Origin of the sequence: Massilia sp. CCM 8734 (genome assembly GCF_011682155.1) — a bacterium.
In the GTDB taxonomy this organism is placed as follows: Bacteria; Pseudomonadota; Gammaproteobacteria; order Burkholderiales; family Burkholderiaceae_D; genus Telluria_A; species Telluria_A rubra.
Window position 1 is genome coordinate 131,443 of sequence record NZ_WHJI01000002.1, and the last position, 24,120, is coordinate 155,562.

Sequence of the window (24,120 nt, forward strand, 5' to 3'; positions counted from 1 at the left end):
TTAGATGCGCACCACGCCATCGATCACCGTGACCGACTGGCCGCCGATCCACGGCTGCCCATCGACATAGGTGACCGCGATGCGGCCGTCGCACTGCAAACAGATGCCCTGGCGCGCGCTGTAAGCGCGGCCGGTCTCGCCGCCGTCGGGAAAGCCCTGCGCCTGGAGCACGCGCGCGATGCAGGCGTTGGCGCTGCCGGTAACGGGGTCCTCGACCAGCGATCCGTGCTTGGTAAACAGCGCCCTGACCTCGTAATCGGCCGGCCCGTCGGCGTCATGCGGGCCGTAGATCGCCACGCCGGTCACGCCGAGGCGCGTCAGTTCCTGCAGCGCGGCGCCGTCGACGCGCGCATCAAGACAGGCTTGCGCGCTCGCCAGGCGCACCACCAGCCAGGCGATGCCCATGGTGGCGATCAGCGGCGTGCATCCGGCATCGAGCTCAGTGTCCGGCAAGACGCGCGCCAGCAATGGCTGGTGCTGGAGCGCCAGCGGCGCCAGGCTGGCCACCGGTGCGCGAAACGCCAGCATGCCACCGGCGCCGACGTCGATCGGCACCAGCCCCACGCCGCATTCCTGCACCAGCGTGCCGGCGCGGCGCGGGACCAGGCCCGCTTCAAGCAAGGCATGCGCCGTTCCCAGCGTGGGATGGCCGGCAAACGGAAACTCGGTATCGGGAGAAAAAATACGAACGCGGTAGTCGGCCTGCGCATCGCGCGGCGTCAGCACGAAGGTGGTTTCGGAAAGGTTGGTCCAGCGCGCCATCGCTTGCATGTCGGCGTCGGACAAGCCGTCGGCGTCTAACACCACGGCCAGGGGATTGCCCTTGAGCGCGACGCCGGTGAACACGTCCACCTGCTTGAAGCGGCGCGTCGCGCCCGGGGCCGGGCTCAAATCAGTCTTCCTGTGCGGTTTCGGCCGGCCAGTCGCGGATGTAGGCCTTGAGCATGCGGTTCTCGAAGCTTTGCGCTTCCAGCACCGCGCGCGCGACGTCGTAGAACGAAATGACGCCGAGCAGGGTCTTGGCGTTCATCACCGGCAGGTAGCGCGCGTGCTTTTCGAGCATCATGCGGCGCACTTCGTTCACTTCGGTGTCCGGCGTGACGGTGATCGGATGGTCGTCCATGTGCTTGCGCACCGTGCCCGCGCCGACCGCGCCGTTATTCTTGTGCAGCACCTTGATGACTTCGCGAAAGGTCAGCATGCCGACCAGGTCGCCGAACTCCATGACCACCAGCGAACCGATGTCCTTTTCGGCCATGGTGTTGACGGCATCGACGAGCAGCATCTCGGGCGTTGCGGTATAGAGGATGTTGCCCTTCACTTGAAGGATTTCTGAGACTTTCATGGTGACCGCCTGATCTGGTGAGGTTATAAGGGGGCGCCTCGACAAACCTACTGCGCGTCGCAATTTTCGCCCTACGATGCTCACCGTACCTTCGTACGGCTGCGCTTCTTGGACTAAACTTGCACCGCTCGCTACGGTTTTTCGAGTTCCCCAAGGGATGTCTTTTATAAGCCCTAGCTCCGACTGTAGCGTAAGCTTGGCAAAAAATCCAGCATTGCGATGGATCATGGCACTGGTGACAGGGCCCGATTGGCATTTGCACCATTTTAACGAGCAAACCACGCTTTTGTGCAACGCATGCGTGCTACGATTCGGCCCATCCTTTTTCCATGAGATGAGCCCACCATGAGCGGACCTCAATATCCCGGCTTCGACACCCTGTCGCTGCATGCCGGCGCCGCGCCCGACCCGGCCACCGGCGCGCGCGCCACCCCCGTCTATTTCACCTCCTCGTTCGCGTTCAAGGACTCGGACCACGCGGCCTCGCTGTTCAATATGGAGCGCGCCGGCCATGTGTACTCGCGCATCTCGAACCCCACCAACGCCGTGCTGGAAGAGCGCATCGCCGCGCTCGAAGGCGGCGTGGCCGGCATTGCCACCGCCAGCGGCCAGGCCGCGATGCACCTCGGCCTGGTGACCATCGCCGGGGCCGGCTCGCACATCGTCGCCTCGCGCGCGCTGTACGGCGGCTCGCAGAACCTGCTGGCCTACACCCTCAAGCGCTTTGGCATTGAAACGACCTTCGTCGACCCGCGCGACATTGACGCCTGGCGCGCCGCGATCCGCCCCAACACCAAGGTGCTGTTCGCCGAAACGCTGGGCAATCCGGGGCTCGACGTGCTCGATATCGCCACCGTCTCGGCCATCGCGCACGACCATCACTTGCCGCTGATGATGGATTCGACCTTCACCACGCCGTATCTGCTGCGCCCGTTCGATCACGGCGCCGACCTGGTCTTCCACTCGGCCACCAAGTTCCTGTGCGGGCACGGCACCGCCATCGGCGGCTTGCTGGTCGACGGCGGCACCTTCGACTGGCAGGCCGCGTACGACAAGACCGGGCGCTTCGCCGAATTGTGCGAGCCGTACGAGGGCTTCCACGGCATGGTGTTCGCCGAGGAGTCGACCGTGGCGCCGTTTTCGCTGCGCGCGCGGCGCGAAGGCCTGCGCGATTTCGGCGCGGTGATGAGCCCCCACAACGCGTTCGCGGTCCTGCAGGGCATCGAAACGCTCAGCCTGCGCATGGACCGCCACGTGGCCAACACGCGCAAGGTGGTCGAATTCCTGCTGTCAAACCCTGCGGTGGAATCGGTGTCGTATCCGGAACTGGAGTCGCATCCCGATTACGCGCTGGCCAAGCGGTTGCTGCCCAAGGGTTGCGGCGCGGTGTTCTCGTTCAGCCTCAAGGGCGACCGCGCCGCCGGGCGGCGCTTTGTCGACGCGCTCAAGATCTTCTCGCACCTGGCCAACGTGGGCGACGCCAAGTCGCTGGTGATTCATCCGGCGTCGACCACCCACTTCCGCGTGCCGACCGAACAGCTGGCCGCGTCCGGCATCAAGGAAGGCACCATGCGCCTGTCGATCGGACTGGAAAACGTGGACGACCTGATCGAAGACCTGGCGCGCGGCCTGAAACTGTCGCAGAAGGGAGCCTGACATGATGTATAACATGCCCGGCGTCGACGCCTACTGCTACACCGGCGGCAAAGCCTTCGACACAGCCCAGCCGACCATCGTCTTCATCCACGGCGCCCAGAACGACCATTCGGTGTGGGCTTTGCAGTCGCGCTATTTTGCCCACCACGGTTTTAATGTGCTGGCGGTCGACCTGCCCGGCCACGGGCGCAGCAAGGGCGCGGCCCTGCACAGCGTCGAAGAAATGGCCGCCTGGCTGCTGGCGGTGCTGGGCGCCGCCGGTGTCGAGCGCGCCATCCTGGCCGGCCACAGCATGGGCTCCCTGATCGCGCTCGAAGCGGCGTTCCAGGCGCCGCGCCGGGTCACGCACCTGGCGCTCCTGGGCACCACCTATCCGATGAAGGTGTCCGATGCGCTGCTCGATACGGCCAAGAACAACGAGCAGGCCGCGATCGATATGGTCAACATCTTCTCGCATTCGTCGATGGCGCAAAAACCGTCGTGCCCTGGGCCGGGGTTTTATACGATGGGCGGCGCGCGCCGGCTGATGCAGCGCATGTCGGCCATCAATCCGGACCAGCTGTTCTACACCGATTTTTACGCCTGCAATGCGTACGCCAACGGCCAGGTCGCGGCGGAGGCGGTGAGCTGCCCCACCCTGTTCATTTTCGGCGGCAAGGACATGATGACGCCGCCGCGTTCGACCAAGGTGCTGACGTCGGCCATCAAGCATGGCAAGATCGTCCAGGTCGATGCCGGGCACCAGCTGATGGCCGAACAGCCGGACGCCGTGCTGGACGCGCTGTTCGGGTTCGCCACCGCACCGGCATAGCGGGCGTCAGGAGAGCCGCATGTCGACCCGCCACGCCAGCTTCGCCGCGTTTTATCCTTACTACCTGACGCAGCATGCGAACATGCTGTGCCGGCGGGCGCATTTTTTCGGCAGCACGTCAGCGCTCGCAGCGCTGGCGCAGTCTGTGGTGAGCATGAATGCCTGGTGGATCGTGGCGGCGCTGGTGTCGGGCTACGGTGGCGCGTGGGTCGGGCACTTTTTCTATGAAAAGAACCGGCCGGCCTCGTTTGCGCAGCCGCTGTATTCGTTCATGGGCGATTGGGTGATGTACTGGCAGATGCTGACGGGGAAGCTGAGCTGGTAGGCGCCCAACGATCCGTTCTTATGACGCAGCTTCTTTCTGATGGCTCACCGACAAAATCGTCACCTCGCCTTTACTGTATCGATAGCGGGCGATGTAGCCCGTATTGCCGAAAAAATCAGTACCTCATGGTAACCGTCCGGCATGTCGCTTATCGGACGCCCAATGCACGGATGCTGTTTCAGCACCCCGATGGCGTTGACGATCGCTTCCGTGGCGCGCTTGGCCGCCGCCTGGCTTTGGGGCCGAAGGAATTCACGCAACCTTTTCAGGTCGATTAGCGCTCTTCTTGAAAAGCGTACCTGCGGCATAAGAGCGCTCGGAACAGTTTTTTGGGCCTGATGATATGTGCAAATATTGTCACTTGTGGCACTCGGGAGCAGGTAGCTCGTTTTCTTCGCCCCACGTCTCAAGCCATGCTATTACCTCTTCGCCAGTCACATGCAACCCACTTGCCTGATGCTCGTTCCATGCATCAAGGGTTTCCTGCCGGGATGCTTCGCGCTTTTCCTCGCGTTCAAGATACTGTTCAATGGCTTCGTTCATGATCAAGCGCGGCGTAACTCGGCGTGATTCAGCCAAGCGAGTCAGACGACGATGGGTTTCCCGATCAAGTTCAAGCGCCGTTGCTGTGAGGTCGGACATGGCAGACTCCAAAAATCACGTAATACGGTATGAAACGGATTATCGCATGGCGCTTGCATCACTTTGGCGTGCATTTTCAACGACAAGCTACTATTAGAGCGACCGAAAGGCGACAAGTTCCCCGCACAGCGTAAGAGTTGCGGCATCGACGAAGGTGCCGATCGCTTCGGCAAGATCATGGCCGAACGGCTGCAAGCGGCCGACGCCAGGGCCGCTGCCAGGTAAGCCAGGCGCGCGCCCGTTTCAAGCCCGCGCCGCCGGCAAGCGCGGCGCCGCAAAATGCTGCGCCAGGGTCTGGTTCAAGCCTTCCTCGACCGCCAACTCGACCTGGCGCGCCAGCGCGCTGCCGTCGAGCGTCAGCGGTGAGTTCTTGTCGAGCTCGTATTCTTTATCGACATCGATGGCCACGGCCGCGTCGATCGCGGTGCGCCCGAACACGAACAGACGGTACACGTCCGACAGTTTGAGCTTGTCCACATTGACCAGCAAGACCCAGTTCTCGGCGCTTTCGATGGCGCGCTTGCCCCAGCGCGAACGGGTGGTCACGTCGGCCTGCACCCGGCCGACCCAGCCCACGGCCAGCATCTGTTCGAGCAAGGTGGTCATTTCATCGTAGCCGATGCGGGTGTGGGCGCGGATCGCCGCGCTCGACACCAGCGCCGTGTCGCTCAACTGGGCCCGTCCGTACAGCACTTTCAAGATCGCCATGGCGTCGACGAACTCCCCGCCCGGCGCCGGCTCGTACCACCAGCGTTCGTACTTGACGACCGGCAACGCCGCCGTGATGATCGCGCCGACTAGGGTTATCATCCACGACAGGTAAATCCACAGCAAAAACAGCGGCAGCGCCGCCAGCGCCCCGTAGATGATCGCGTAGGCCGGAAACTGGCTGACGAACATGGCGAACAGGCGCTTGGCGACCTCGAAGGCGACCGCCGCCACCAGGCCGCCCCAGACGGCGTCGCGCCAGTCGACGAAGCGATTCGGCACCGTCATATATAACAGCGTGTAGGCGCCGGTGGTCAGCCCGACCGAGGCGGCCGTGTAAAACAGGGCACTGAAGAACGGCGAAGCGCTGGTCAGCGCGCTGGTGGCCCTGAACAGTTGCGAGGTGGCCGTCAGCGACAGGCCGAACAGCAGCGGGCCGAGCGTGACCAGCGCCCAGTAAATGGTCACGCGCTGGGCGATGGGGCGTACTTCGCGCACGCGCCAGATCTGATTGAAGGCGCGCTCGATCATGTTCATCATCGCCGCCGAGGTGAACACCAGCGCCACCGCGCCGACCGCCGACAGGCTCTTGGCCTTGCTGGCGAACTGGGTCAGGTTGCCGGTGATGGTGTTGGCGATGGCCTTGGGCATCAGGGTCTGGACAAAATACGCTTCCAATGCAACCCGAAAATTGCTAAATACCGGAAAGGTCGTGAAAATGGCCAGCACGATGGTCAGCAGCGGCACCAGCGCGAGGGTGCTGGTGAACGTGAGGCTGCCTGCCACCTGCGGCAATTTCTCTTCGTTCAGGCGGCGCCGGGCGAAGCGCAGCAGGTCGCGCGCTTCGCTCCAGGTCAGGCCGCGTACCATGTCGACGCTGGTATTGATCATTTCGCTGGTGGACCGGGAAATCGAATGGACTGTTTTTGAAAGCATGTATCTCGATAAACGCGTGAAAAACGCGCCGGCTGCGCCGATGTAACCCTGTAAAGCGCCCTATAATACCAACGATGAACCAAACCAATCCGATTATTCTCGTTTTGTACTACTCGCGCCATGGCGCCACGCGCAAGCTGGCCGAACTGATTGCCCAGGGCATCGAGAGCGTGCCGGGGGTCGATGCGCGCCTGCGCACCGTGCCCGCCGTCTCCAGCGTGGCCGAAGCGACCGCGCCGGCCATTCCGGCGGCCGGCGCGCCGTACGTGGAAGCGCAGGACCTGGCCGAGTGCGCCGGCCTGGCGCTGGGCTCGCCCACGCGCTTCGGCAACATGGCTGCCAGCCTCAAATATTTTCTGGACGGCACGGCGGCCGAATGGCTGGCCGGCACCCTGTCGGGCAAGCCGGCGGTGGTCTTCACGTCCACCGGCAGCCTGCACGGCGGCCAGGAATCGACCCTGCTGTCAATGATGATCCCGCTGCTGCACCACGGCATGATGATCATGGGACTGCCTTACAGCAATCCTGAATTGATGACCACCACCAGCGGCGGCACGCCTTACGGCCCGACCCACTGGGCCGGCGTGGACGGCGACAAGCCGGTCAGCGACGATGAAAAACGCCTGGCCGTGGCCATGGGCCGGCGCCTGGCGGAAACCGCCGCGCGCCTGCACGGCCCGCGGCAGGGAGCTAACTAAATGCAGCCACCAAAGTACTTTCACATCGGCGCCATCGCCAGCCTGGTGATCCTGATCGCCTGGCTGCTGGCCTGGGAAACCGTGGTCGCGCCATTGCGCCCCGGCAGCTGGATCCTCTCGCTCAAGGTCTTGCCCCTGCTGATCCCCCTGGGCGGAGTGATCAAGCGCGACATTTATACCCTGCAATGGTCGTCGATGGTGATCTTGCTGTACTTCACCGAAGGCGTGGTGCGCGCCTGGAGCGACAAGCTGGAAGTGTCGCGCTTCATGGCAATGGGCGAAATCGCGCTCGTCTTCATCTATTTCGCCTGCGCGCTGCTCTACCTGCGCCCGTATAAAAAGGCCGCGAAGAAAATGGCCAAGGAATTGCTGGAGAAAGTCAACTCCACCAAGTCGACCAAGTGAGCGAGCCGAACGCATTGCCTGAAGCCGCCCCCGGCGCCGGCTTCCTCGAGCGCTGCCGCGCCATCGCCGGCGCGGCCCACGTGCTCACCGGCGAGGCCGACATGGCGCCCTTTCTCACCGACTGGCGCGGACGCTTCACCGGGCGCGCGCTGGCGGTGCTGCGCCCGGCCGACCCGGAGCAGGTGGCGCAACTGGTGCGAGCCTGCGCCGCGCACCACGTGCCGCTGGTGCCGCAGGGCGGCAAGACCGGCCTGGTGCTCGGCAGCGTGCCGGACGCGAGCGGCAGCGCCGTGGTGCTGTCGCTGGCGCGCCTGAACCGGGTGCGCGCGCTCGACGCGCTCAACCGCACCATCACGGTCGACGCCGGCTGCATCTTGCAAACGATCCAGGAAGCGGCGGCCGCCGAGGGCTGCCTGTTTCCCCTGTCGCTCGCGGCCGAAGGCAGTTGCAGCATCGGCGGCAACCTGTCGACCAATGCCGGCGGCACCGCCGTGCTGCGTTACGGCAACACACGCGAACTCTGCCTGGGGCTGGAAGTCGTCACGCCCCAGGGCGAACTCTGGAACGGCCTGCGCGCCCTGCGCAAGGACAATACCGGCTACGACCTGCGCGACCTGTTCATCGGCGCCGAAGGCACGCTTGGCGTGATCACCGGTGCGGTCCTGCGCCTGTTTCCACAGCCCAAAGCATCGATCACGGCCCTGGTGGCCATCGCCGCGCCACGCCGGGCGCTCGAACTGCTGCGCCTGGCCCAGGACCGCTGCGGCGCCAGCCTGACCGGCTTCGAGCTGATGTCCGACTTTTGCCTGCGCCTGGTGGGCACGCATTTTCCCAGCCTGGCGCAGCCTTTCGTGACGCGCCATCCCCAGTACGTGCTGTTGGAACTGTCGAGCAGTGAATCGGAACAGCACGCGGTCGGCTTGCTCGAGCAAACCATCGCCGACGCGATTGCCCAGGATATTGCCGACGACGCCGTCGTGGCCACCTCGGTCGGCCAGTCGCTGGCCCTGTGGCAATTGCGCGAACACATTCCGCTGGCGCAGGCGGCGGCCGGCAAGAACATCAAGCACGACATCGCCCTGCCGGTCTCGCGCATCGCCGACTTCATCGACAGCACCGACGCCCTGGTGCTGGCGGCCTACCCCGGCTGCCAGCTGGTCTGTTTCGGCCATGTCGGCGACGGCAACCTGCACTACAACGTGGCGCCGCCGCCGGGCGCCGCGCACGAGGATTTTTTGGTCAACCAGGAAGCGATCAACCGCATCGTCCACGACAGCGTGGCCGCGCATGCCGGCTCGATTTCGGCCGAGCACGGCATCGGCGCCCTCAAAAGAGACGAGCTCAAGCGATATAAACCGGAGGTTGAACTGAACATGATGCGTGCCATCAAAGCGGCGCTGGACCCGCTCGGCATTATGAATCCAGGAAAAGTCCTTTGACCCGGAGCCCCATCATGTTACGACACCTGACCATCTTGGGCCTGCTGGCCTTGTGCGGCGCTGCCCATGCCGACAGCATCTACAAATGCAGCGTCGGCGGCAAGATCACCTACAGCAGCGCGCCCTGCAGCGCCGGCCGCGCCACCGAGCTCGAAACCACGCCGCCAGCGACGGGCGCCCAAGCCGATGCCGCCAGGACCCTGGAGCGGCAGAAGGCCGTGCTGGCGGCGCGGGAAAAAGAGCGCAGCGCCAGCACGGCCAGGCAGGCCCAGGCCGCGCACGACGCCGCCCACATCAACCGCGTCTCCGCCGGACGCCAGGCGGACTGCGCCCGCATGCAGCAACGACAGAAAAAAGAACACAAGCGCCTGGCCGCCGAAGCCGCCAAGGTCGGCGGACAAGGCAAGATCGAGCGCGACCTCGACGCCGAGGTCATGGCGCGGGCGGTGGAAGCGGCGTGCAGCCGATGAAGACACTGTCACGCTGGCTCCTGTTCGGCGAATGGCGCGCCCACCCGGTGCGCGCACTGCTCGCGGTGGCCGCAATCGCGGTCGGCGTGGCGATGGGCTTTGCCATCCACCTGATCAACGCCTCCGCCTTCAATGAATTTTCGGCGGCGGTCAAGAGCCTGTCGGGCCAGGCCGACATCCAGGTGGCGGCGCGCGACACCGGCTTCGACGAAGCGATTTATCCGCGCCTGGCCCAGCACCGCTCGGTGGCGGTGGCCTCCCCGGTGCTGTCCCTCAACGCCGGCGTGCCGGGCGAGCAGGGCCACCTGAAAATCATCGGCCTGGACGCCTTTCGCGCCGGTTTTGTCTCGCCCGGCCTGTTGGCCGCCACCGACGGCGACAATATGCTCGACATGATGGCCGACGACGCCGTGTTCCTGTCGCCGGCGGCCATGAGCTGGCTCAAGACGCAGCGCGGCGGCGCCGTGCAACTGCGCTCGGGCACGCGCGACTTTTCCCTGCGCGTGGCCGGCGGCCTGCAACAAGCGCGCCCCGGCCAGCGCATCGGCGTGATGGACATCGGCGCGGCCCAATGGCGCTTCGACAAAATCGGCACGCTCACCCGGATCGACCTGCGCCTGCGCGACGGCGTCGACCGCGCCGGCTTTGCGCGCGAGCTGGCGCAGGAACTCGAACGCGATTTTCCGGGGCGCTTCAACGTCGGCCAGCCGAATGACGAAGACGCCGAAAGCCGCAACCAGGGCATGAGTCGGGCCTACCGCGTCAATCTCACGGTGCTGGCGCTGGTGGCCTTGTTTACTGGCGCCTTCCTGGTGTTTTCGACCCAAGCGCTGTCGGTGATCCGGCGCCGCAGCCAGTTCGCGCTGCTGCGCGTGCTCGGCGTCGAACGCGGCCAGCTGCTGCGCCAGGTAATGCTCGAAGGCGCCAGCCTGGGCGTGCTCGGCGCCCTGCTCGGCATCGGCGCCGGCTACGCGCTGGCGGCGGCCGCGCTGCATTTTTTCGGCGGTGACCTGGGGGCCGGCTACTTTGCCGGCGCGCGCCCGGCGGTCCACTTCACGCCGGTGGCGGCCGTGGTCTTCTTCACCCTGGGCCTGGGCGTGGCCTTGCTTGGCTGCCTGGCGCCCGCCTGGGAAGCCTCGCGCGCCGTACTGGCCGTGGCGCTCAAGTCCGGCACCGACGAAGTCGCGTTGGCGCGCCTGGCACGCGTCTGGCCATCGGCGCTGTGCCTCGTTGCGGCATGCGCGCTGGCGTTCGCGCCGCCGGTATTCGAACTGCCGCTGTTCGGCTACGTCGCCATCGGCCTGCTGCTGATCGGCGGGATCGGCCTGATGCCGCGCCTGGCCGCCTCGTTGTTCGGACTGGTCAACCGCTTGGCGATGCGCCGCAACACGCGCCATCCGGTGCTCGCGCTGACCATGGCGCGCCTGGCCAACGCCTCCGGCCAGGCCGCCATTGCGCTGGGCGGCGTGCTGTCGAGTTTCAGCCTGATGGTGGCGATGGCGATCATGGTATCGAGCTTTCGCGTCTCGCTCGACGACTGGCTGGTGCAACTGCTGCCGGCCGACCTGTATGTGCGCATCGCCAGCGGCGGCAGCGCCGGCGGCCTCGGCCCCCCGCAGCAGGCCGCGCTGACCGCCCTGCCGGGCGCGGCGCGGGTCGATTTTATGCGTTCGCGCCAGATCTCGCTCGACCCGGCGCGGCCCGACGTGCTGCTCATGGCGCGCAACATCGACGAGGCCGATCCTGGCCGCATGCTCCTGCTGCGCGGCGCAACCGTGCCGGCGCCGGCCGGCGCGGTGCCGGTCTGGGTGTCGGAAGCGATGGTCGACCTGTATGGCGTGCGCGCCGGGGGCACGCTGCGCATGCCGCTCGGCGGCCGGCTGCGCGATTTTTTTGTGGCCGGCGTGTGGCGCGACTACGCAACCCAAGCCGGCTCGGTGCAAATGCGCCTGCCGGACTACCGGCGCCTCACCGGCGACATGCAAGTGAACGACTCCGCCATGTGGGCCAGGCAGGGCGTCACGGCCGACCAGATGGAACAGCAGATACGCGCCCTGCCCTTCGGCCGCACGCTCTATTTCGCCAAACCGGGCGACATCCGTGCGCTCAGCATGACCATTTTCGACCGCAGCTTCGCTGTCACCTACGTGCTCGAAGCAATCGCCATCGCCATCGGCCTGGCCGGGGTGGCGGCGACCTTCTCGGCCCAGACCCTGGCGCGCGCCAAGGAATTCGGCATGCTGCGCCACGTGGGCGTGACGCGCGGCCAGATCCTGCGCATCCTCGCGCTCGAAGGCGGCGCCCTGACCGCGCTCGGCGTGGCCTGCGGCTTCGTCCTCGGCCTCATCATCAGCACCATCCTGGTCTACGTGGTCAACCCGCAGTCGTTCCACTGGTCGATGCAGCTGCACGTGCCCTGGCCGCTGGTGGCCGGCGTGGCCGCCGTGCTGTTGATCGCGTCGGTGGCCACGGCGCTGGTGTCGGGGCGCTATGCGCTCTCGGGCGGACCTATTCGAGCAGTCAGGGAGGACTGGTGAAACGATTCGGATTCAAATTCATTCTTGCGCTGCTGCTGGCGGCGGCGCAAGCCGGCCACGCCGCGCCGCCGGTGTTCGGCACGGTTGCGCCCGGCAAAGCATTGTCGTTCCCGGCGGACTACGGCGCCCATCCCGACTACCTCACCGAATGGTGGTACGTCACGGGCTGGCTCACCACCGCCGACGGCAAGCCGCTCGGCTTCCAGGTCACCTTCTTCAGGCGCGCCACCGGGCATGACCGCGCCAATCCGAGCGCGTTCGCGCCCAGGCAGCTGGTGATCGGGCACGCCGCGCTGTCCGACCCGGCGCTCGGCAAGCTGGCGCACGACCAGCGCACCGTGCGCGAAGGCTTCGGCCTGGCGTACGCCAAAACCGGCACCACCGACCTCAAACTGGACGACTGGCGCATGGTGCGCGGAGCCGACGGCGCCTACCAGGTTACCATCGTCTCGCCGAAGCTGAGCCTGAACCTGACCTTGACGCCGACCCAGCCGGTTCTGCTGCAAGGCGAGAACGGCTACTCGCGGAAAAGCGCGCAAGGCCGGCATGCGAGCTACTACTACAGCGAGCCGCAACTGAAGGTAAGCGGCAGCGCCGCCGCCGGCAACGGGGCCGCGCGCACGGTCGAAGGGCGCGCCTGGCTCGATCACGAATGGTCGACCGAAGCGCTGCCGCCCGATACCCAGGGCTGGAACTGGGTTGGCGCCAACCTCGATGACGGCTCGTCGCTGATGGCTTTCCAGATCCGCAGCAAACAAGGTGGTAAACTATGGGCGCACGCGTCGCTGCGCGATGCGGCCGGCAAAGTGACCCAATACGCCCCCGACGACGTGGTATTTACGCCGCAGGTCCACTGGACGTCGCCGCGCACGAAGGCCGTCTACCCGGTGGCGACGACAATCACCACCGGCGCCACGCAATGGCAGATCACCCCCCTGCAGCCGGACCAGGAGCTCGATTCGCGGCGCTCGACCGGCGCCGTGTACTGGGAAGGCGCGGTGACGATCAAGCGCGACGGCGCGCAAGCCGGCCATGGCTACCTTGAAATGACCGGTTACGACCGTGCGATGAAATTTTAAAAAACGAACACTGAAGCACTGACACAATGACCAACAGCTCCACCAGCAGCGCCCCAAGCAGCAGTTCCAGCACCAACGCGTCCGACACCAACCGCAAAGGAAGTCTCGCCGCATTCAAGGGCCTGTTCCCGTTCCTGCGGCCGTACCGCCGCCAGTTCCTGATGGCCGGCATCGCGCTGGTGGTCGCCGCCGGCGCCACGCTGGCGATTCCGGCCGCCTTCAAGCAAATGATCGACCTCGGTTTCGGCGCCTCGGCCGGGGCCAAGAGCATCCGCCATGTCGACGCCACCTTTCTCGCCCTGTTCGGCGTCGCCTCGCTGCTGGCCGTGGCCACCGCCGCGCGCTTTTTCACCGTCAGCTGGCTGGGCGAGCGCGTCACCGCCGACATCCGCAGCGCCGTCTACAAGCACGTGGTGGACCAGAGCCCCGAGTTTTTCGAAACCACGCAAACCGGCGAAGTCCTCTCGCGCATCACCACCGACACCACCCTGATCCAGGCAGTGGTCGGCACCAGCATCTCGATGGCGCTGCGTAACGTGCTGCTGTTCTTGGGCGGCCTGGTGATGCTGTTCGTCACCAGCGTCAAGCTCTCCTCCATCATCCTGGCGCTGCTGGTGGCGGTGATCGTACCGATCGTGCTGTTCGGGCGGCGCGTGCGCAAGCTCTCGCGCGATTCGCAGGACCGCATCGCCGACGCCTCCGCCATGGCCGGCGAAATCCTCAACGCCATGCCGACCGTGCAAGCCTTCACGCACGAAAAAATCGAATCGGCGCGTTTCGGCAAGTCGGTCGAAGGCGCCTTTGCGACCGCGATGCGGCGCATCCGCGCGCGCGCGCTGCTGACGATGCTCGCCATCGTGCTGGTGTTCGGCACCATCGTGTTCGTGCTGTGGCTGGGCGCGCACGCCGTATTGGAAGGGACCATGACCGGCGGCGACCTTGGCCAGTTCATTTTGTACGCCTCGATCGTGGCCGGCTCGATCGGCGCGCTGTCGGAAGTGATGGGCGAAGCCCAGCGCGCCGCCGGCGCCACCGAACGCCTGCTCGAACTGCTGTCGGTGCAATCGTCGATCCAGAACCCGGCCAAGCCGGTCGCCCTGCCCGCGCGCACCGCCACCGGGGCTGCGCTGGCCTTAAACGACGTCACCTTCTCGTACCCATCGCGGCTTGAGACGGCGGCGCTGGGGCACCTGACACTGTCGATCGCGCCTGGCGAAACGGTGGCCGTGGTCGGCCCCTCGGGTGCCGGCAAGACCACCCTGTTCCAGCTGTTCCTGCGCTTTTACGACCCGCAAAGCGGCACCATCACCTTGGATGGCGTCGACATTAAGCGGCTCGACCTGCACACCCTGCGCGACGCCATCGGCATCGTCCCGCAAGACACCGTGATTTTCTCGGCCGACGCCATGGAAAACATCCGCTACGGGCGCGCCGGCGCCAGCGACGCCGAAGTGATCGCCGCCGCGCGCATGGCGGCCGCCCACGAATTCATCGAACGCCTGCCGCAAGGGTACAAATCGTTCCTGGGCGAGCGCGGGGTACGGCTCTCTGGCGGGCAGCGGCAACGGATTGCGATTGCGCGCGCGCTGCTGAAAAACCCGCCGCTGCTGCTGCTCGACGAAGCGACCAGCGCGCTGGACGCCGAATCGGAGCGGCTGGTGCAAAGTGCGCTGGAAGCGGCGATGGTCGGGCGCACCACGGTCATCATCGCGCACCGGCTGGCGACGGTGCAGCGGGCCGACCGCATCATCGTGATGGAAGACGGCCGGATCGTCGAAACCGGCACGCACGCCTCGCTGGTCGCGCTGGGCGGCATCTACGCCAACCTCGCCGCCCTGCAGTTCCACAACATCCACATCGCCCACGAAGCGGCCTGAACAAATGCAATACCGACCCGGTAAGAAATTTCCCACAACCGGGGTCAGAGCATTAACTAGAAACTCTTTACACTTTTGTTGCGCTGACCAAGCTAAGGCCCGGTTAGGGCAACAAGTGCGAATCTTCGATATGACGCCATGCCCGGCAGTGAGTGCGAACCCCTTCGGATGGGTGATTGCAGTAACAGTCTGACGCAAGGGTGTACGCCACAGATTTAACAATGTTTCGAGTTAAAGCTCTGACCCCGGTTTGGAAATTCAGATTCAACAAAGTTTCGAGTTAACGCTCTAACCCCGGTTGGGAGATAGTTGCTCAAGGAGATCGTGGTGACGGATGCGGAGTTGTTTCAACAGTGTCATACGGTGCTGCCGGGCCACCGGGCGCGCACGCCGGCGCAGATGTTCGCCGCCATGGCCGCGTGGTGCGAGGATAATCGCGTCGCCCATGACGTCTACGGCAACGGCGCCCTGATCGAGGAGTTCGAGCAGAAAATCGCCGACTTGCTCGGCTTCGAGGCGGCCGTGTTCTGCATCAGCGGCACCATGGCCCAGGTGACCGCGCTGCGCCTGGCCTGCGAGGACCGCGCCAGCAGCCTGGTGGCGCTCCATCCGACGTCGCACATCATCGTCCACGAAAAATCGAACTACCAGCTGCTCGGCCACTTCCACGCGCTGCTGGCGGGCGACCGGCACCGCCCCTGGTCGAGCGACGACTTGCGCGCCATTCCCGATAAACTCGGCGCCGTCGCCGTCGAAATCCCCATGCGCGAAATCGGCGGACAAAACCCGCCGTGGGAGGAACTCGAAGCGATCAAGGCCCACTGCCGCACCCGCAACGCGCACCTGCACATGGATGGCGCGCGCCTGTGGGAAGCGGCCGCCGGCTACAAGCGCCCGTTGCGCGAGATCGCCGCCGGCTTCGATTCGGTATATGTGTCGCTGTACAAGGGCATCGGCGGGCTCGGTGGCGCCATGCTGGCCGGGCGCCGCGCGTTCGTCGAACGCGCCGCCGAGTGGTTCCGCCGCGAAGGCGGCAATGTGATTCACCGCTCGCCCTACGTGGTGGCGGCGGCGATGCAGTTCGACGCGCGCCTGGCCGCCATGCCGCATTACTTCCGCCGCACCGAGTGGCTCTATGAGGTGCTGCGCGACTTCCCGGCGATCCGCGTCAATCCGGCGCGCCCGCACGCGAACATGCTGCACCTGCACCTGCCGGTCGCGCGCGAACGCGCTTTGGCGATCCGCAACCGCATCGCGCACGAGCACAAGATATGGCTGTTCGGCCGCGCCGCCCACGGCGCGCTGAGCGACACCAGCGCGGTCGAACTGTACGTCGGCGAGAACCTCGCCGCCCTGCCCGACCAGCGCGTGCGCGACAGCGTCGAACTGCTGGCCCGGGCCATGGCCGGCCCGTGAGGTATAATCAGCTATTTAGCCATGCGCCAATACCTCGACTTCATGCGCCATGTGAAAGACCATGGCACCGAAAAAACCGACCGCACCGGCACCGGTACGCGCTCCGTCTTCGGCCATCAGATGCGCTTCAACCTGCAGGATGGTTTCCCGCTGGTGACCACCAAGAAAGTGCATCTCAAGTCCATCATCCATGAATTGATCTGGTTCCTGGCCGGCTCCACCAATATCGGCTACCTCAAGGACAACGGCGTCAGTATCTGGGATGACTGGGCCGACGCCAATGGCGACCTAGGTCCGGTCTACGGCTACCAGTGGCGCAGCTGGCCAACGCCGGGCGGCGCCCATATCGACCAGATCGCGCAGGTGATGGAGCAGATCAGGAACAATCCCGACTCGCGCCGCATGATCGTCTCGGCCTGGAACGTGGCCGATATCCCGAACATGAAGCTGCCCCCGTGCCACGCGCTGTTCCAGTTCTATGTGGCCGACGGCAAGCTGTCCTGCCAGCTGTACCAGCGCAGCGCCGACATTTTCCTGGGCGTGCCATTCAATATCGCCTCGTATGCGATCCTGACCCACATGATGGCCCAGCAGGCCGGCCTGGAAGTGGGCGACTTCGTCTGGACCGGCGGCGACTGCCACCTGTATTCGAACCACATGGAGCAGGTCGACCTGCAGCTTGCGCGCGAGCCGTTCGCGCTCCCGCGCCTGCTCATCAAGCGCAAACCCGACTCGCTGTTCGACTACAAGTTCGAGGACTTCGAGGTCGAGGGCTACCAGTCGCACCCGCACATCAAGGCGCCGGTCGCGGTGTAAAAACACGCCCGCGGCCCGGCGCCGCGGGCGCTCTCCCTGACTTAGAACTCTTCCCAATCGGCTTCGACGGCGGTGCTGGCGGCGCGCCTCGCGGCGGCCGCCTTGGGTGGGGCCGCCTTGGGTGCGCCCGCATTCTGTGCGGCGGCCCTGGACGCCGCCGCTGGCGGTTTGCCCGTCAGACGCGGGGCATCCGACGCGGGTTTGCGCGCAGACGCCTTGCGCACCTCCTGCGGCGTGCGCGCCGCCGCACCATCGACCTTGAACACGCTGACCACCTGCGTCAACGCACCGGCCTGCTCGCGCAGCAGGCCGGCCGCCGCCGCCGCTTCCTCGACCAGGCCCACGTTTTGCTGGGTGATCGAATCCATCTGCCCGACCGCTTCGTTGATCTGGTCGATGCCGGCGGTCTGCTCGGCGCTGGCGGTGGTGATTTCGCCCATGATGTCGGTCACGCGGGCGATGCTGGTGACGATTTCCTGCATCGTCACGCCAGCCTGGTCGACCAGCTTGGCGCCGCTGTCGACTTTATCGACCGAGTCGCCAATCAACTGCTTGATTTCCTTGGCGGCGCCGGCCGAACGCTGCGCCAGGTTGCGCACTTCGGATGCCACTACCGCAAAGCCGCGTCCTTGTTCGCCGGCGCGCGCCGCTTCCACCGCCGCGTTGAGCGCGAGGATGTTGGTCTGGAAGGCGATACCGTCGATGACGGCGATAATGTCGACGATTTTTTTGGACGAGGCGTTGATCGAGCCCATGGTCTCGACCACCTGCGCCACCACCACGCCGCCCTTGGTGGCCACTTCCGACGCCGACAGCGCCAGTACATTGGCCTGGCGCGCATTGTCGGCGTTCTGGCGCACGGTGCTGGTCAATTCTTCCATCGACGCGGCGGTCTGCTCGAGCGAACTGGCCTGGGAGCTGGTGCGGTCCGACAGGTCGGTGTTACCGGCCGCGATTTCGCCCGCCGCGCTCGAAATGGTGTCGGTGCTGCCGCGCACCTCAAGGACGATGCCGGCCAGGTTGGATTTCATCTTGTCCATCGCCCCGAGCAAGGCGCCGATTTCATTGCGTCCGTGCTTGCCGATCTTGCCGGTCAGGTCGCCGTCCGCCACGCGCACCGCGATCTGCATCGCTTCCTTGAGCGGCAGCGAAATCGCGCGCAGCAGCGCCCAGCCAACGACGATCCCGAGCACCACGCCGACGGCCAGCACCGCCACCATGACGTAGCCGATTTGCTCGAGTTCTTCCTTGACGCGCACTTCGTCGCTGTTGACGCGCGTGGCGATGGCTTCCTTCATGCGCTCCATCGCCGCGTCGCCCACGCGGTAGGTCGGGTTGATCTTTTTGATCAGTACATGTTCGGCGTCGACCCATTTGCCAGCCTTGATCAGGGCCGCCGTGTTGCGGATGTGTTCCAGTCCCAGCCCATCGCTTTTGGCAAACCACTCCTCGGCCAGGCGCTTCTCTTCCGGCGATTTGATGGCGGCCATGTATTCCTTCCAGCGCTTGCTGGCACGTTCGGCGATCGCCTCGATCTGGTCGAAATGCACGGTGAGGGCATGGTCGTGCAGCTGCGACGAGGGCAGTATCGGATTGTGCTGGAGCGCCTGCAGGATCTGGCTGCGATTGAGTTCCATCTCGAGCCGGCTGGCCGCCTGCACCGAGCTGTTTTTGTAGTCTTCGAGCGTGACGTCGCGAATCAGGGCGACCGAATGGGCGGCGCTGTAGATGCCCATGGCGCCAACCGCCACCAGCAGAGCGATCAGGAAGCCGAGAACCCCGGTGACGAGGCTTTTGATGCTGATGTTGTCGAACATTCGAATACTCCTTGGATTACTGTTCTTAAGGGAAGCGTTGAAGCACCGGCCGCACCATGCGGCCGGCGTGCGTTACCAGCTTGCGGCGGGAGGCGGCAAGCGCGCGAAAAATGCCTGGATGCCGGCCCGCAGTTCGTCCACATGCCCGAATTCGAGGTAGGTGACGTCGCACAGGTCCTGCAGTTCGCGGATCAGGGTGGTCTTGATCGGCGCCTCCTTCCACACCAAAAACAGCACCGGCGTGCGGCGTCCTTTGAAAATGTGGTAACCGAGTTCGAAAGCGCTGCTCTCGCTCATGCCGACTCGGATGTTGACCAGCGCGTCGGCCTGGTCGAGCAATCCAAGCCGGTGGTCGCGAAAGTGCTTGGGCGTGAACGGCAGGCCGGTATCGCGCTCGAACGACTTCTTGAAGGTGTCGGCGCTTTCGGCCTTGGCGCCAGTCAGGTAGTCGAACGGGTGCGGCAGGCCGTTGACGCTGTCGATCAGGTGCAGCACCTGGCCGATCAGATGCTGCTGGGCGGCGTCCGATTCGGTGAAGGGCTGGCGGATGAACAACTTGAGCGCGGGCGCGCCGACCGTGCGCTGGCGCGCCTGGCGACGCCGCTCGGGCAAGGTGGCGGCGGCCGCCAGCAGGTCGGCCGGCGTGGGGCTTGGCCGCGCTGTGGGCGATGGCGCGGCCAGGGCGGGCGCGCGGTGCAGCTCTTGCAGCGACACCAGGCCGAAGCTGGCCGCATGCAGGCTCGCCTCGAACATGCTCTCGGCGCCGGCGATGGTGGTGCAAACCACCGTGCCGGCGGCCATCGCGGCCACCCGCAACGCCTGCGAGGCGACCACCGCGCTGCGCCGTTCATCCACCGTCAGCACCACCATGGCCAGTTCGCGCGCCGCCAGCGCGGCCAGCACCGCCGCGTCGTCGATCTCGACGACCTCGATTTCGGCGGCGCGGATGACGGTCGCCGTCACCAGGCTGGCGCACAGGGTGAAGCCGGCGCCGGCCAGGCGCCGTGCCAGCGCCACCGCGCGCGCCTGGTCGCCTCGCCGCACGCGCAGGTACACGCGCCCGCCGGTGGGCGCCTTCACCGATGCCGCCAGCTGGGCCTTGAAGAAGCCTTCGCCGAAGCTCGATCCGACCCCCATCACTTCGCCGGTCGACTTCATTTCGGGACTGAGGATGATGTCCACGCCGGGGAATTTGGCGAATGGGAAAACCGCTTCCTTGACGCAGAAACGTGGCGCCAGTGCTTCTTGCACGCCCTGCTGGTCGAGCGACTGCCCGGCCATGCAGCGCGCGGCGATCTTGGCCAGCGGCAGGCCGGTGGCCTTGGACACGAACGGCACGGTGCGCGAGGCGCGCGGATTGACTTCAAGTACGTAGATGAAGTCAAGCAGACGCGCGTCGACCCGCAACTGCTGCACCGCGAACTGCACGTTCATCAGGCCGACCACGTTCAGTTGCATCGCCATGCGCGCGGTCTGGCGCTTGATTTCGAGCACCGTGGCCTCGCTCAGCGAATGCGGCGGCAGCGAACAGGCCGAGTCGCCCGAATGAATGCCGGCCTGCTCGATATGCTCCATCACGCCGCCGATCAGGACCCGGCTGCCGTCCGCCACGCAGTCGACATCGACCTCGATGGCGTCATCCAGAAAACGGTCCAGCAGCACCGGCGAATCGTGCGAGACCTTGACCGCTTCGCGCATGTAGCGTTCCAGGTCGGCCGCTTCGTGCACGATTTCCATGGCGCGCCCGCCCAATACATACGAGGGCCGCACCACCAGCGGGTAGCCGATGTCGTCGGCCATGCGCACCGCTTCCCGCTCCGAGCGGGCGGTGCGGTTGCGCGGCTGGCGCAGGTCGATCTGTTGCAGCATCTGCTGGAAGCGCTCGCGGTCCTCGGCAGCGTCGATCATGTCGGGCGCGGTGCCGATGATGGGTACCCCGGCCGCCTCCAGCGCCAGGGCGAGCTTGAGTGGGGTCTGGCCGCCGAACTGCACGATCACGCCTTCGGGCCGTTCGATGGCGACGATCTCCAGCACGTCTTCCAGGGTCACCGGTTCGAAATACAGGCGGTCGGAGGTATCGAAGTCGGTGGAAACGGTTTCGGGATTGCAGTTGACCATGATGGTTTCGAAGCCATCCTCGCGCAGGGCCATCGCCGCGTGCACGCAGCAGTAGTCGAATTCGATGCCCTGGCCGATGCGGTTTGGGCCACCGCCGAGCACCATCATCTTGCGGCGCGCGCTCGGCGCCGCTTCGCACTGTTCGTCGTAGGTCGAATACAGGTAGGCCGTGGTGGCGGCGAATTCGCCGGCGCAGGTATCGACCCGCTTGTACACGGGCCGCACGCCGAGCGCGTGGCGCGCCTCGCGCACCGCCTGCTCGGTCTCGCCCAGCAGCGCGGCCAGGCGGCGGTCGCCGAAGCCTTGCTGCTTGAGGCGGACCATGACCGGTTTGTCCAGCGCGGCCAGGGTTTGCTGCTCGATCCACAATTCGATCTCGACCAGGTCGCCGATCTGCGCCAGGAACCACGGATCGATGGCGCTGCAGGCGTGCACCTCATCGCGCGTGTGACCCTGCGCAAAGGCGGCGCCCACGTACCAGATGCGGTCCGGCCCCGGTTTGCGCAGCTCTTCCTCGATCACCGCGCGCCCGGTCTGCATACCGTCGCGGCGCACGCCGTCGACGCCGATATCGAGCCCGCGCAGGGCCTTCTGGAACGATTCCTGGAAGGTGCGCCCGATCGCCATGACTTCGCCGACCGACTTCATCTGGGTAGTCAGGTGCTCGTCGGCGCCGGGGAATTTTTCGAAGGCGAAGCGCGGGATCTTGGTCACCACATAGTCGATCGACGGCTCGAACGAGGACGGCATGGCGCCGCCGGTGATTTCGTTGCGCAGTTCGTCGAGCGTAAAACCGACCGCCAGCTTGGCCGCCACGCGCGCGATCGGGAACCCGGTGGCCTTGCTGGCCAGCGCCGACGAACGCGAGACGCGCGGATTCATTTCGATGACGATCAGGCGCCCGTCGTGCGGGTTGACCGCGAACTGCACGTTCGAGCCGCCCGTGTCCACGCCCACTTCGCGCAGCACCGCCACCGAGGCGTTGCGCATGATCTGGTATTCCTTGTCGGTCAGGGTCTGCGCCGGCGCCACCGTGATCGAGTCGCCCGTGTGCACGCCCATCGGGTCCAGGTTTTCGATCGAGCAGACGATGATGCAGTTGTCGACGCGGTCGCGCACGACTTCCATCTCGAACTCTTTCCACCCGAGCAGGGACTCTTCGATCAGCAGCTCCTTGGTGGGCGACAGCTCCAGCCCGCGCTGGCAGATGGTGTGGAACTGGGCGGCGTCGTAAGCGATGCCGCCGCCGCTGCCGCCCATGGTGAACGATGGCCGGATCACGACCGGGAAACCGAGCGCCGCCTGCGCTTCCCAGGCTTCGGCCATGCTGTGCGCCACGCCCGAACGGGCCGACGCCAAGCCGATGCTGGTCATGGCGGCCTTGAACCTGGCGCGGTCCTCGGCCTTGTCGATCGCGTCAAGCGTGGCGCCGATCAGCTCCACGCCGAATTCGGCCAGCACGCCATGGCGGTGCAGGTCGAGCGCGCAATTGAGGGCGGTCTGCCCGCCCATGGTCGGCAACAAGGCGTCGGGACGCTCCTTGGCAATGATGCGCGCCACCACTTCCCAGGCGATCGGCTCGATGTAGGTGACGTCGGCCATCTCGGGATCGGTCATGATGGTGGCCGGGTTGCTGTTGACGAGGATGACCTTGTAGCCCTCCTCGCGCAGCGCCTTGCAGGCCTGCGCGCCGGCGTAATCGAACTCGCACGCCTGGCCGATCACGATCGGACCGGCGCCGATCAATAAGATGCTACGGATATCTGCGCGCTTAGGCATGTTTGCAATCCTCCATCCTGGTCACGAACCGGTCGAACAGGCCGGCCGTATCGTGCGGGCCAGGTGAGGCTTCGGGATGGCCCTGGAAGCAAAAGGCTGGTGTATCGACGCGCTCGAAACCCTGCAAGGTGCCGTCGAACAGCGACACGTGGGTGACCCGGCAATTGGCCGGCAAGGTCGCGGCGTCGACCGTGAAGCCGTGGTTCTGCGACGTGATCGACACCTTGCCGCTGGCCAGATCCTGCACCGGGTGGTTGGCGCCGCGATGGCCGAACTTCATCTTGACCGTCGTGGCGCCGCACGCGAGCGCCATGATCTGGTGCCCGAGACAGATGCCGAACATCGGAATGCGGCTCTGCATCAGGATGCGCGCCGCCTCGATCGCGTAGCCGCAGGCGGCCGGGTCGCCCGGGCCGTTGGACAAAAATATCCCGTCCGGGGCGAGCGCCAGCACCTCGGCCGCGGGCGTCGTCGCGGGCAGCACGGTGATCCTGCATCCGCGCTCGGCGAGCATGCGCAGGATGTTCGACTTGATCCCGAAGTCGAAGGCGGCAACGTGCAGGTGCGCCCCTTGCCGGCGTCCGAAACCGGTTTCCATCCGCCACACCGTCTGGTCCCACTCGTACACTGTTTGGGTGGTGACCAGGCGCGCCAGGTCGGCGCCGGCCAGGCCGCCGAAAGCGCGCGCCAGTGCCAGCGCCGGCTGCGGGTCGTCGCCGCTGACGATGGCGCCGTTCTGGGCGCCTCCGTCGCGCAGCAGGCGTGTCAGTTTGCGGGTGTCGATGCCGGCGATCGCGATCACGCCGTGCGCAGCGAGGTAATCGGACAGGCTGGCGCCGCTCCTGAAGTTCGACGCCAGCAGCGCCAGGTCGCGGATCACCAGCCCCGCCGCATGCACGCGCGTCGATTCGCAGTCCTGCGGGTTGACGCCGGTGTTGCCGATGTGCGGATAGGTCAGGGTGACGATCTGGCGCGCGTAACTGGGGTCGGTCAGGATTTCCTGGTACCCGGTCATGGCGGTGTTGAAGACGATTTCGCCGCTGGTCCGGCCTGGCGCGCCGACGGCGCTGCCGTGAAATAGCGTGCCATCGGCAAGTGCGAGAATGGCGCCGGGGCGAGTGCCCGAGCCGCTGAGCGGGTGCTTCATACAGTCTCCCAGTAAGATGCATTCGGCACGGCGCGTGGCGGTTGGGAGCCCACGCTGCCTGTCGAAAAACACGATACCTGAAAGAAATAAAGCCTTACA

At 65.8% G+C, this 24,120-nt stretch carries 20 protein-coding genes; 12 read left to right on the forward strand and 8 right to left on the reverse strand.

Features of this window, described 5'->3' with window-relative positions:
- On the reverse strand, positions 1 to 891 hold the full coding sequence (locus tag F2P46_RS02765; RefSeq protein ID WP_166885007.1) for a PhzF family phenazine biosynthesis protein: 891 nt from the start codon (positions 889 to 891) through the stop codon (positions 1 to 3).
- Between the two features lies 1 nt (position 892).
- Positions 893 to 1,345, reverse strand: a complete 453-nt coding sequence (locus tag F2P46_RS02770) for a CBS domain-containing protein (protein ID WP_166874557.1) — start codon at positions 1,343 to 1,345, stop codon at positions 893 to 895.
- A gap of 345 nt (positions 1,346 to 1,690) precedes the next feature.
- Between F2P46_RS02770 and F2P46_RS02775 the strand changes: the two genes are divergently transcribed.
- The 3 genes from F2P46_RS02775 to F2P46_RS02785 are packed head-to-tail and all read left to right on the forward strand — an operon-like array spanning position 1,691 to position 4,137.
- Complete coding sequence (locus F2P46_RS02775) at positions 1,691 to 3,001, forward strand: O-acetylhomoserine aminocarboxypropyltransferase (protein ID WP_166885009.1); 1,311 nt, start codon at positions 1,691 to 1,693, stop codon at positions 2,999 to 3,001.
- A 1-nt stretch (position 3,002) separates the two neighbouring features.
- Positions 3,003 to 3,812 (forward strand): alpha/beta fold hydrolase, encoded by an 810-nt coding sequence (locus F2P46_RS02780; RefSeq protein ID WP_166885011.1) that lies wholly within the window; start codon positions 3,003 to 3,005, stop codon positions 3,810 to 3,812.
- Positions 3,813 to 3,831: 19 nt separating this feature from the next.
- Positions 3,832 to 4,137 (forward strand): DUF962 domain-containing protein, encoded by a 306-nt coding sequence (locus F2P46_RS02785; protein WP_166885013.1) that lies wholly within the window; start codon positions 3,832 to 3,834, stop codon positions 4,135 to 4,137.
- A 59-nt stretch (positions 4,138 to 4,196) separates the two neighbouring features.
- Here F2P46_RS02785 and F2P46_RS02790 read toward each other — a convergent pair whose 3' ends face one another.
- The 3 genes from F2P46_RS02790 to F2P46_RS02800 all read right to left on the reverse strand — a co-directional run bounded on the left by F2P46_RS02790 (position 4,197) and on the right by F2P46_RS02800 (position 6,423).
- Entirely contained in the window at positions 4,197 to 4,445 is a 249-nt protein-coding gene (locus tag F2P46_RS02790; RefSeq protein ID WP_229508984.1) for a type II toxin-antitoxin system RelE/ParE family toxin, read from the reverse strand.
- A gap of 49 nt (positions 4,446 to 4,494) precedes the next feature.
- Positions 4,495 to 4,779 (reverse strand): CopG family ribbon-helix-helix protein, encoded by a 285-nt coding sequence (locus F2P46_RS02795; RefSeq protein ID WP_166885015.1) that lies wholly within the window; start codon positions 4,777 to 4,779, stop codon positions 4,495 to 4,497.
- 243 nt (positions 4,780 to 5,022) lie between these two features.
- Positions 5,023 to 6,423, reverse strand: a complete 1,401-nt coding sequence (locus F2P46_RS02800; RefSeq protein WP_229508993.1) for a YihY family inner membrane protein — start codon at positions 6,421 to 6,423, stop codon at positions 5,023 to 5,025.
- A gap of 74 nt (positions 6,424 to 6,497) precedes the next feature.
- Between F2P46_RS02800 and wrbA the strand changes: the two genes are divergently transcribed.
- The 9 genes from wrbA to F2P46_RS02845 all read left to right on the forward strand — a co-directional run bounded on the left by wrbA (position 6,498) and on the right by F2P46_RS02845 (position 17,160).
- Positions 6,498 to 7,121 (forward strand): NAD(P)H:quinone oxidoreductase, encoded by a 624-nt coding sequence (wrbA, locus tag F2P46_RS02805; protein ID WP_166885017.1) that lies wholly within the window; start codon positions 6,498 to 6,500, stop codon positions 7,119 to 7,121.
- Complete coding sequence (locus F2P46_RS02810; RefSeq protein ID WP_166885019.1) at positions 7,122 to 7,526, forward strand: DUF2069 domain-containing protein; 405 nt, start codon at positions 7,122 to 7,124, stop codon at positions 7,524 to 7,526.
- On the forward strand, positions 7,523 to 8,965 hold the full coding sequence (locus F2P46_RS02815) for an FAD-binding oxidoreductase (protein ID WP_368737868.1): 1,443 nt from the start codon (positions 7,523 to 7,525) through the stop codon (positions 8,963 to 8,965). The genes F2P46_RS02810 and F2P46_RS02815 overlap by 4 nt, the downstream gene beginning before the upstream one ends.
- A 14-nt stretch (positions 8,966 to 8,979) precedes the next feature.
- Complete coding sequence (locus tag F2P46_RS02820) at positions 8,980 to 9,435, forward strand: DUF4124 domain-containing protein (RefSeq protein ID WP_166885020.1); 456 nt, start codon at positions 8,980 to 8,982, stop codon at positions 9,433 to 9,435.
- Complete coding sequence (locus F2P46_RS02825) at positions 9,432 to 11,972, forward strand: FtsX-like permease family protein (RefSeq protein WP_166885021.1); 2,541 nt, start codon at positions 9,432 to 9,434, stop codon at positions 11,970 to 11,972. Before F2P46_RS02820 ends, F2P46_RS02825 begins: the two co-directional genes overlap by 4 nt.
- Complete coding sequence (locus tag F2P46_RS02830) at positions 11,969 to 13,051, forward strand: carotenoid 1,2-hydratase (protein WP_166885023.1); 1,083 nt, start codon at positions 11,969 to 11,971, stop codon at positions 13,049 to 13,051. Before F2P46_RS02825 ends, F2P46_RS02830 begins: the two co-directional genes overlap by 4 nt.
- A gap of 26 nt (positions 13,052 to 13,077) precedes the next feature.
- Positions 13,078 to 14,928 (forward strand): ABC transporter transmembrane domain-containing protein, encoded by a 1,851-nt coding sequence (locus F2P46_RS02835; RefSeq protein ID WP_166885024.1) that lies wholly within the window; start codon positions 13,078 to 13,080, stop codon positions 14,926 to 14,928.
- 327 nt (positions 14,929 to 15,255) lie between these two features.
- Positions 15,256 to 16,344, forward strand: a complete 1,089-nt coding sequence (locus tag F2P46_RS02840; protein WP_166885333.1) for a beta-eliminating lyase-related protein — start codon at positions 15,256 to 15,258, stop codon at positions 16,342 to 16,344.
- Between the two features lie 21 nt (positions 16,345 to 16,365).
- Positions 16,366 to 17,160: a thymidylate synthase gene (locus tag F2P46_RS02845; protein ID WP_166885026.1), complete on the forward strand. Its 795-nt coding sequence runs from the start codon at positions 16,366 to 16,368 to the stop codon at positions 17,158 to 17,160.
- A 41-nt stretch (positions 17,161 to 17,201) separates the two neighbouring features.
- On the opposite strand, the gene F2P46_RS02850 is transcribed toward F2P46_RS02845, so the two are convergent.
- The 3 genes from F2P46_RS02850 to carA form a co-directional block, all read right to left on the reverse strand.
- A complete protein-coding gene (locus F2P46_RS02850) occupies positions 17,202 to 18,977 on the reverse strand; it encodes a methyl-accepting chemotaxis protein (protein ID WP_166885028.1) in 1,776 nt (591 codons plus the stop codon).
- 72 nt (positions 18,978 to 19,049) lie between these two features.
- Complete coding sequence (gene carB / locus F2P46_RS02855) at positions 19,050 to 22,874, reverse strand: carbamoyl-phosphate synthase large subunit (protein ID WP_166885030.1); 3,825 nt, start codon at positions 22,872 to 22,874, stop codon at positions 19,050 to 19,052.
- Positions 22,867 to 24,021, reverse strand: coding sequence for a glutamine-hydrolyzing carbamoyl-phosphate synthase small subunit (carA, locus tag F2P46_RS02860; RefSeq protein ID WP_166885032.1), 1,155 nt, complete (start codon positions 24,019 to 24,021; stop codon positions 22,867 to 22,869). Before carA ends, carB begins: the two co-directional genes overlap by 8 nt.
- Positions 24,022 to 24,120 lie beyond the last annotated feature (99 nt).

What these genes read in the sequence shown, in the direction of transcription:
- F2P46_RS02770 (WP_166874557.1), bottom strand. Translation starts at nt 1,345, where the DNA reads ATGAAAGTCTCAGAAATCCTTCAAGTGAAGGGCAACATCCTCTATACC.
- F2P46_RS02775 (WP_166885009.1), top strand. Translation starts at nt 1,691, where the DNA reads ATGAGCGGACCTCAATATCCCGGCTTCGACACCCTGTCGCTGCATGCC.
- F2P46_RS02780 (WP_166885011.1), top strand. Translation starts at nt 3,003, where the DNA reads ATGATGTATAACATGCCCGGCGTCGACGCCTACTGCTACACCGGCGGC.
- F2P46_RS02785 (WP_166885013.1), top strand. Translation starts at nt 3,832, where the DNA reads ATGTCGACCCGCCACGCCAGCTTCGCCGCGTTTTATCCTTACTACCTG.
- F2P46_RS02790 (WP_229508984.1), bottom strand. Translation starts at nt 4,445, where the DNA reads ATGCCGCAGGTACGCTTTTCAAGAAGAGCGCTAATCGACCTGAAAAGG.
- F2P46_RS02795 (WP_166885015.1), bottom strand. Translation starts at nt 4,779, where the DNA reads ATGTCCGACCTCACAGCAACGGCGCTTGAACTTGATCGGGAAACCCAT.
- F2P46_RS02800 (WP_229508993.1), bottom strand. Translation starts at nt 6,423, where the DNA reads ATGCTTTCAAAAACAGTCCATTCGATTTCCCGGTCCACCAGCGAAATG.
- wrbA (WP_166885017.1), top strand. Translation starts at nt 6,498, where the DNA reads ATGAACCAAACCAATCCGATTATTCTCGTTTTGTACTACTCGCGCCAT.
- F2P46_RS02810 (WP_166885019.1), top strand. Translation starts at nt 7,122, where the DNA reads ATGCAGCCACCAAAGTACTTTCACATCGGCGCCATCGCCAGCCTGGTG.
- F2P46_RS02820 (WP_166885020.1), top strand. Translation starts at nt 8,980, where the DNA reads ATGTTACGACACCTGACCATCTTGGGCCTGCTGGCCTTGTGCGGCGCT.
- F2P46_RS02825 (WP_166885021.1), top strand. Translation starts at nt 9,432, where the DNA reads ATGAAGACACTGTCACGCTGGCTCCTGTTCGGCGAATGGCGCGCCCAC.
- F2P46_RS02835 (WP_166885024.1), top strand. Translation starts at nt 13,078, where the DNA reads ATGACCAACAGCTCCACCAGCAGCGCCCCAAGCAGCAGTTCCAGCACC.
- F2P46_RS02845 (WP_166885026.1), top strand. Translation starts at nt 16,366, where the DNA reads ATGCGCCAATACCTCGACTTCATGCGCCATGTGAAAGACCATGGCACC.
- F2P46_RS02850 (WP_166885028.1), bottom strand. Translation starts at nt 18,977, where the DNA reads ATGTTCGACAACATCAGCATCAAAAGCCTCGTCACCGGGGTTCTCGGC.
- carB (WP_166885030.1), bottom strand. Translation starts at nt 22,874, where the DNA reads ATGCCTAAGCGCGCAGATATCCGTAGCATCTTATTGATCGGCGCCGGT.
- carA (WP_166885032.1), bottom strand. Translation starts at nt 24,021, where the DNA reads ATGAAGCACCCGCTCAGCGGCTCGGGCACTCGCCCCGGCGCCATTCTC.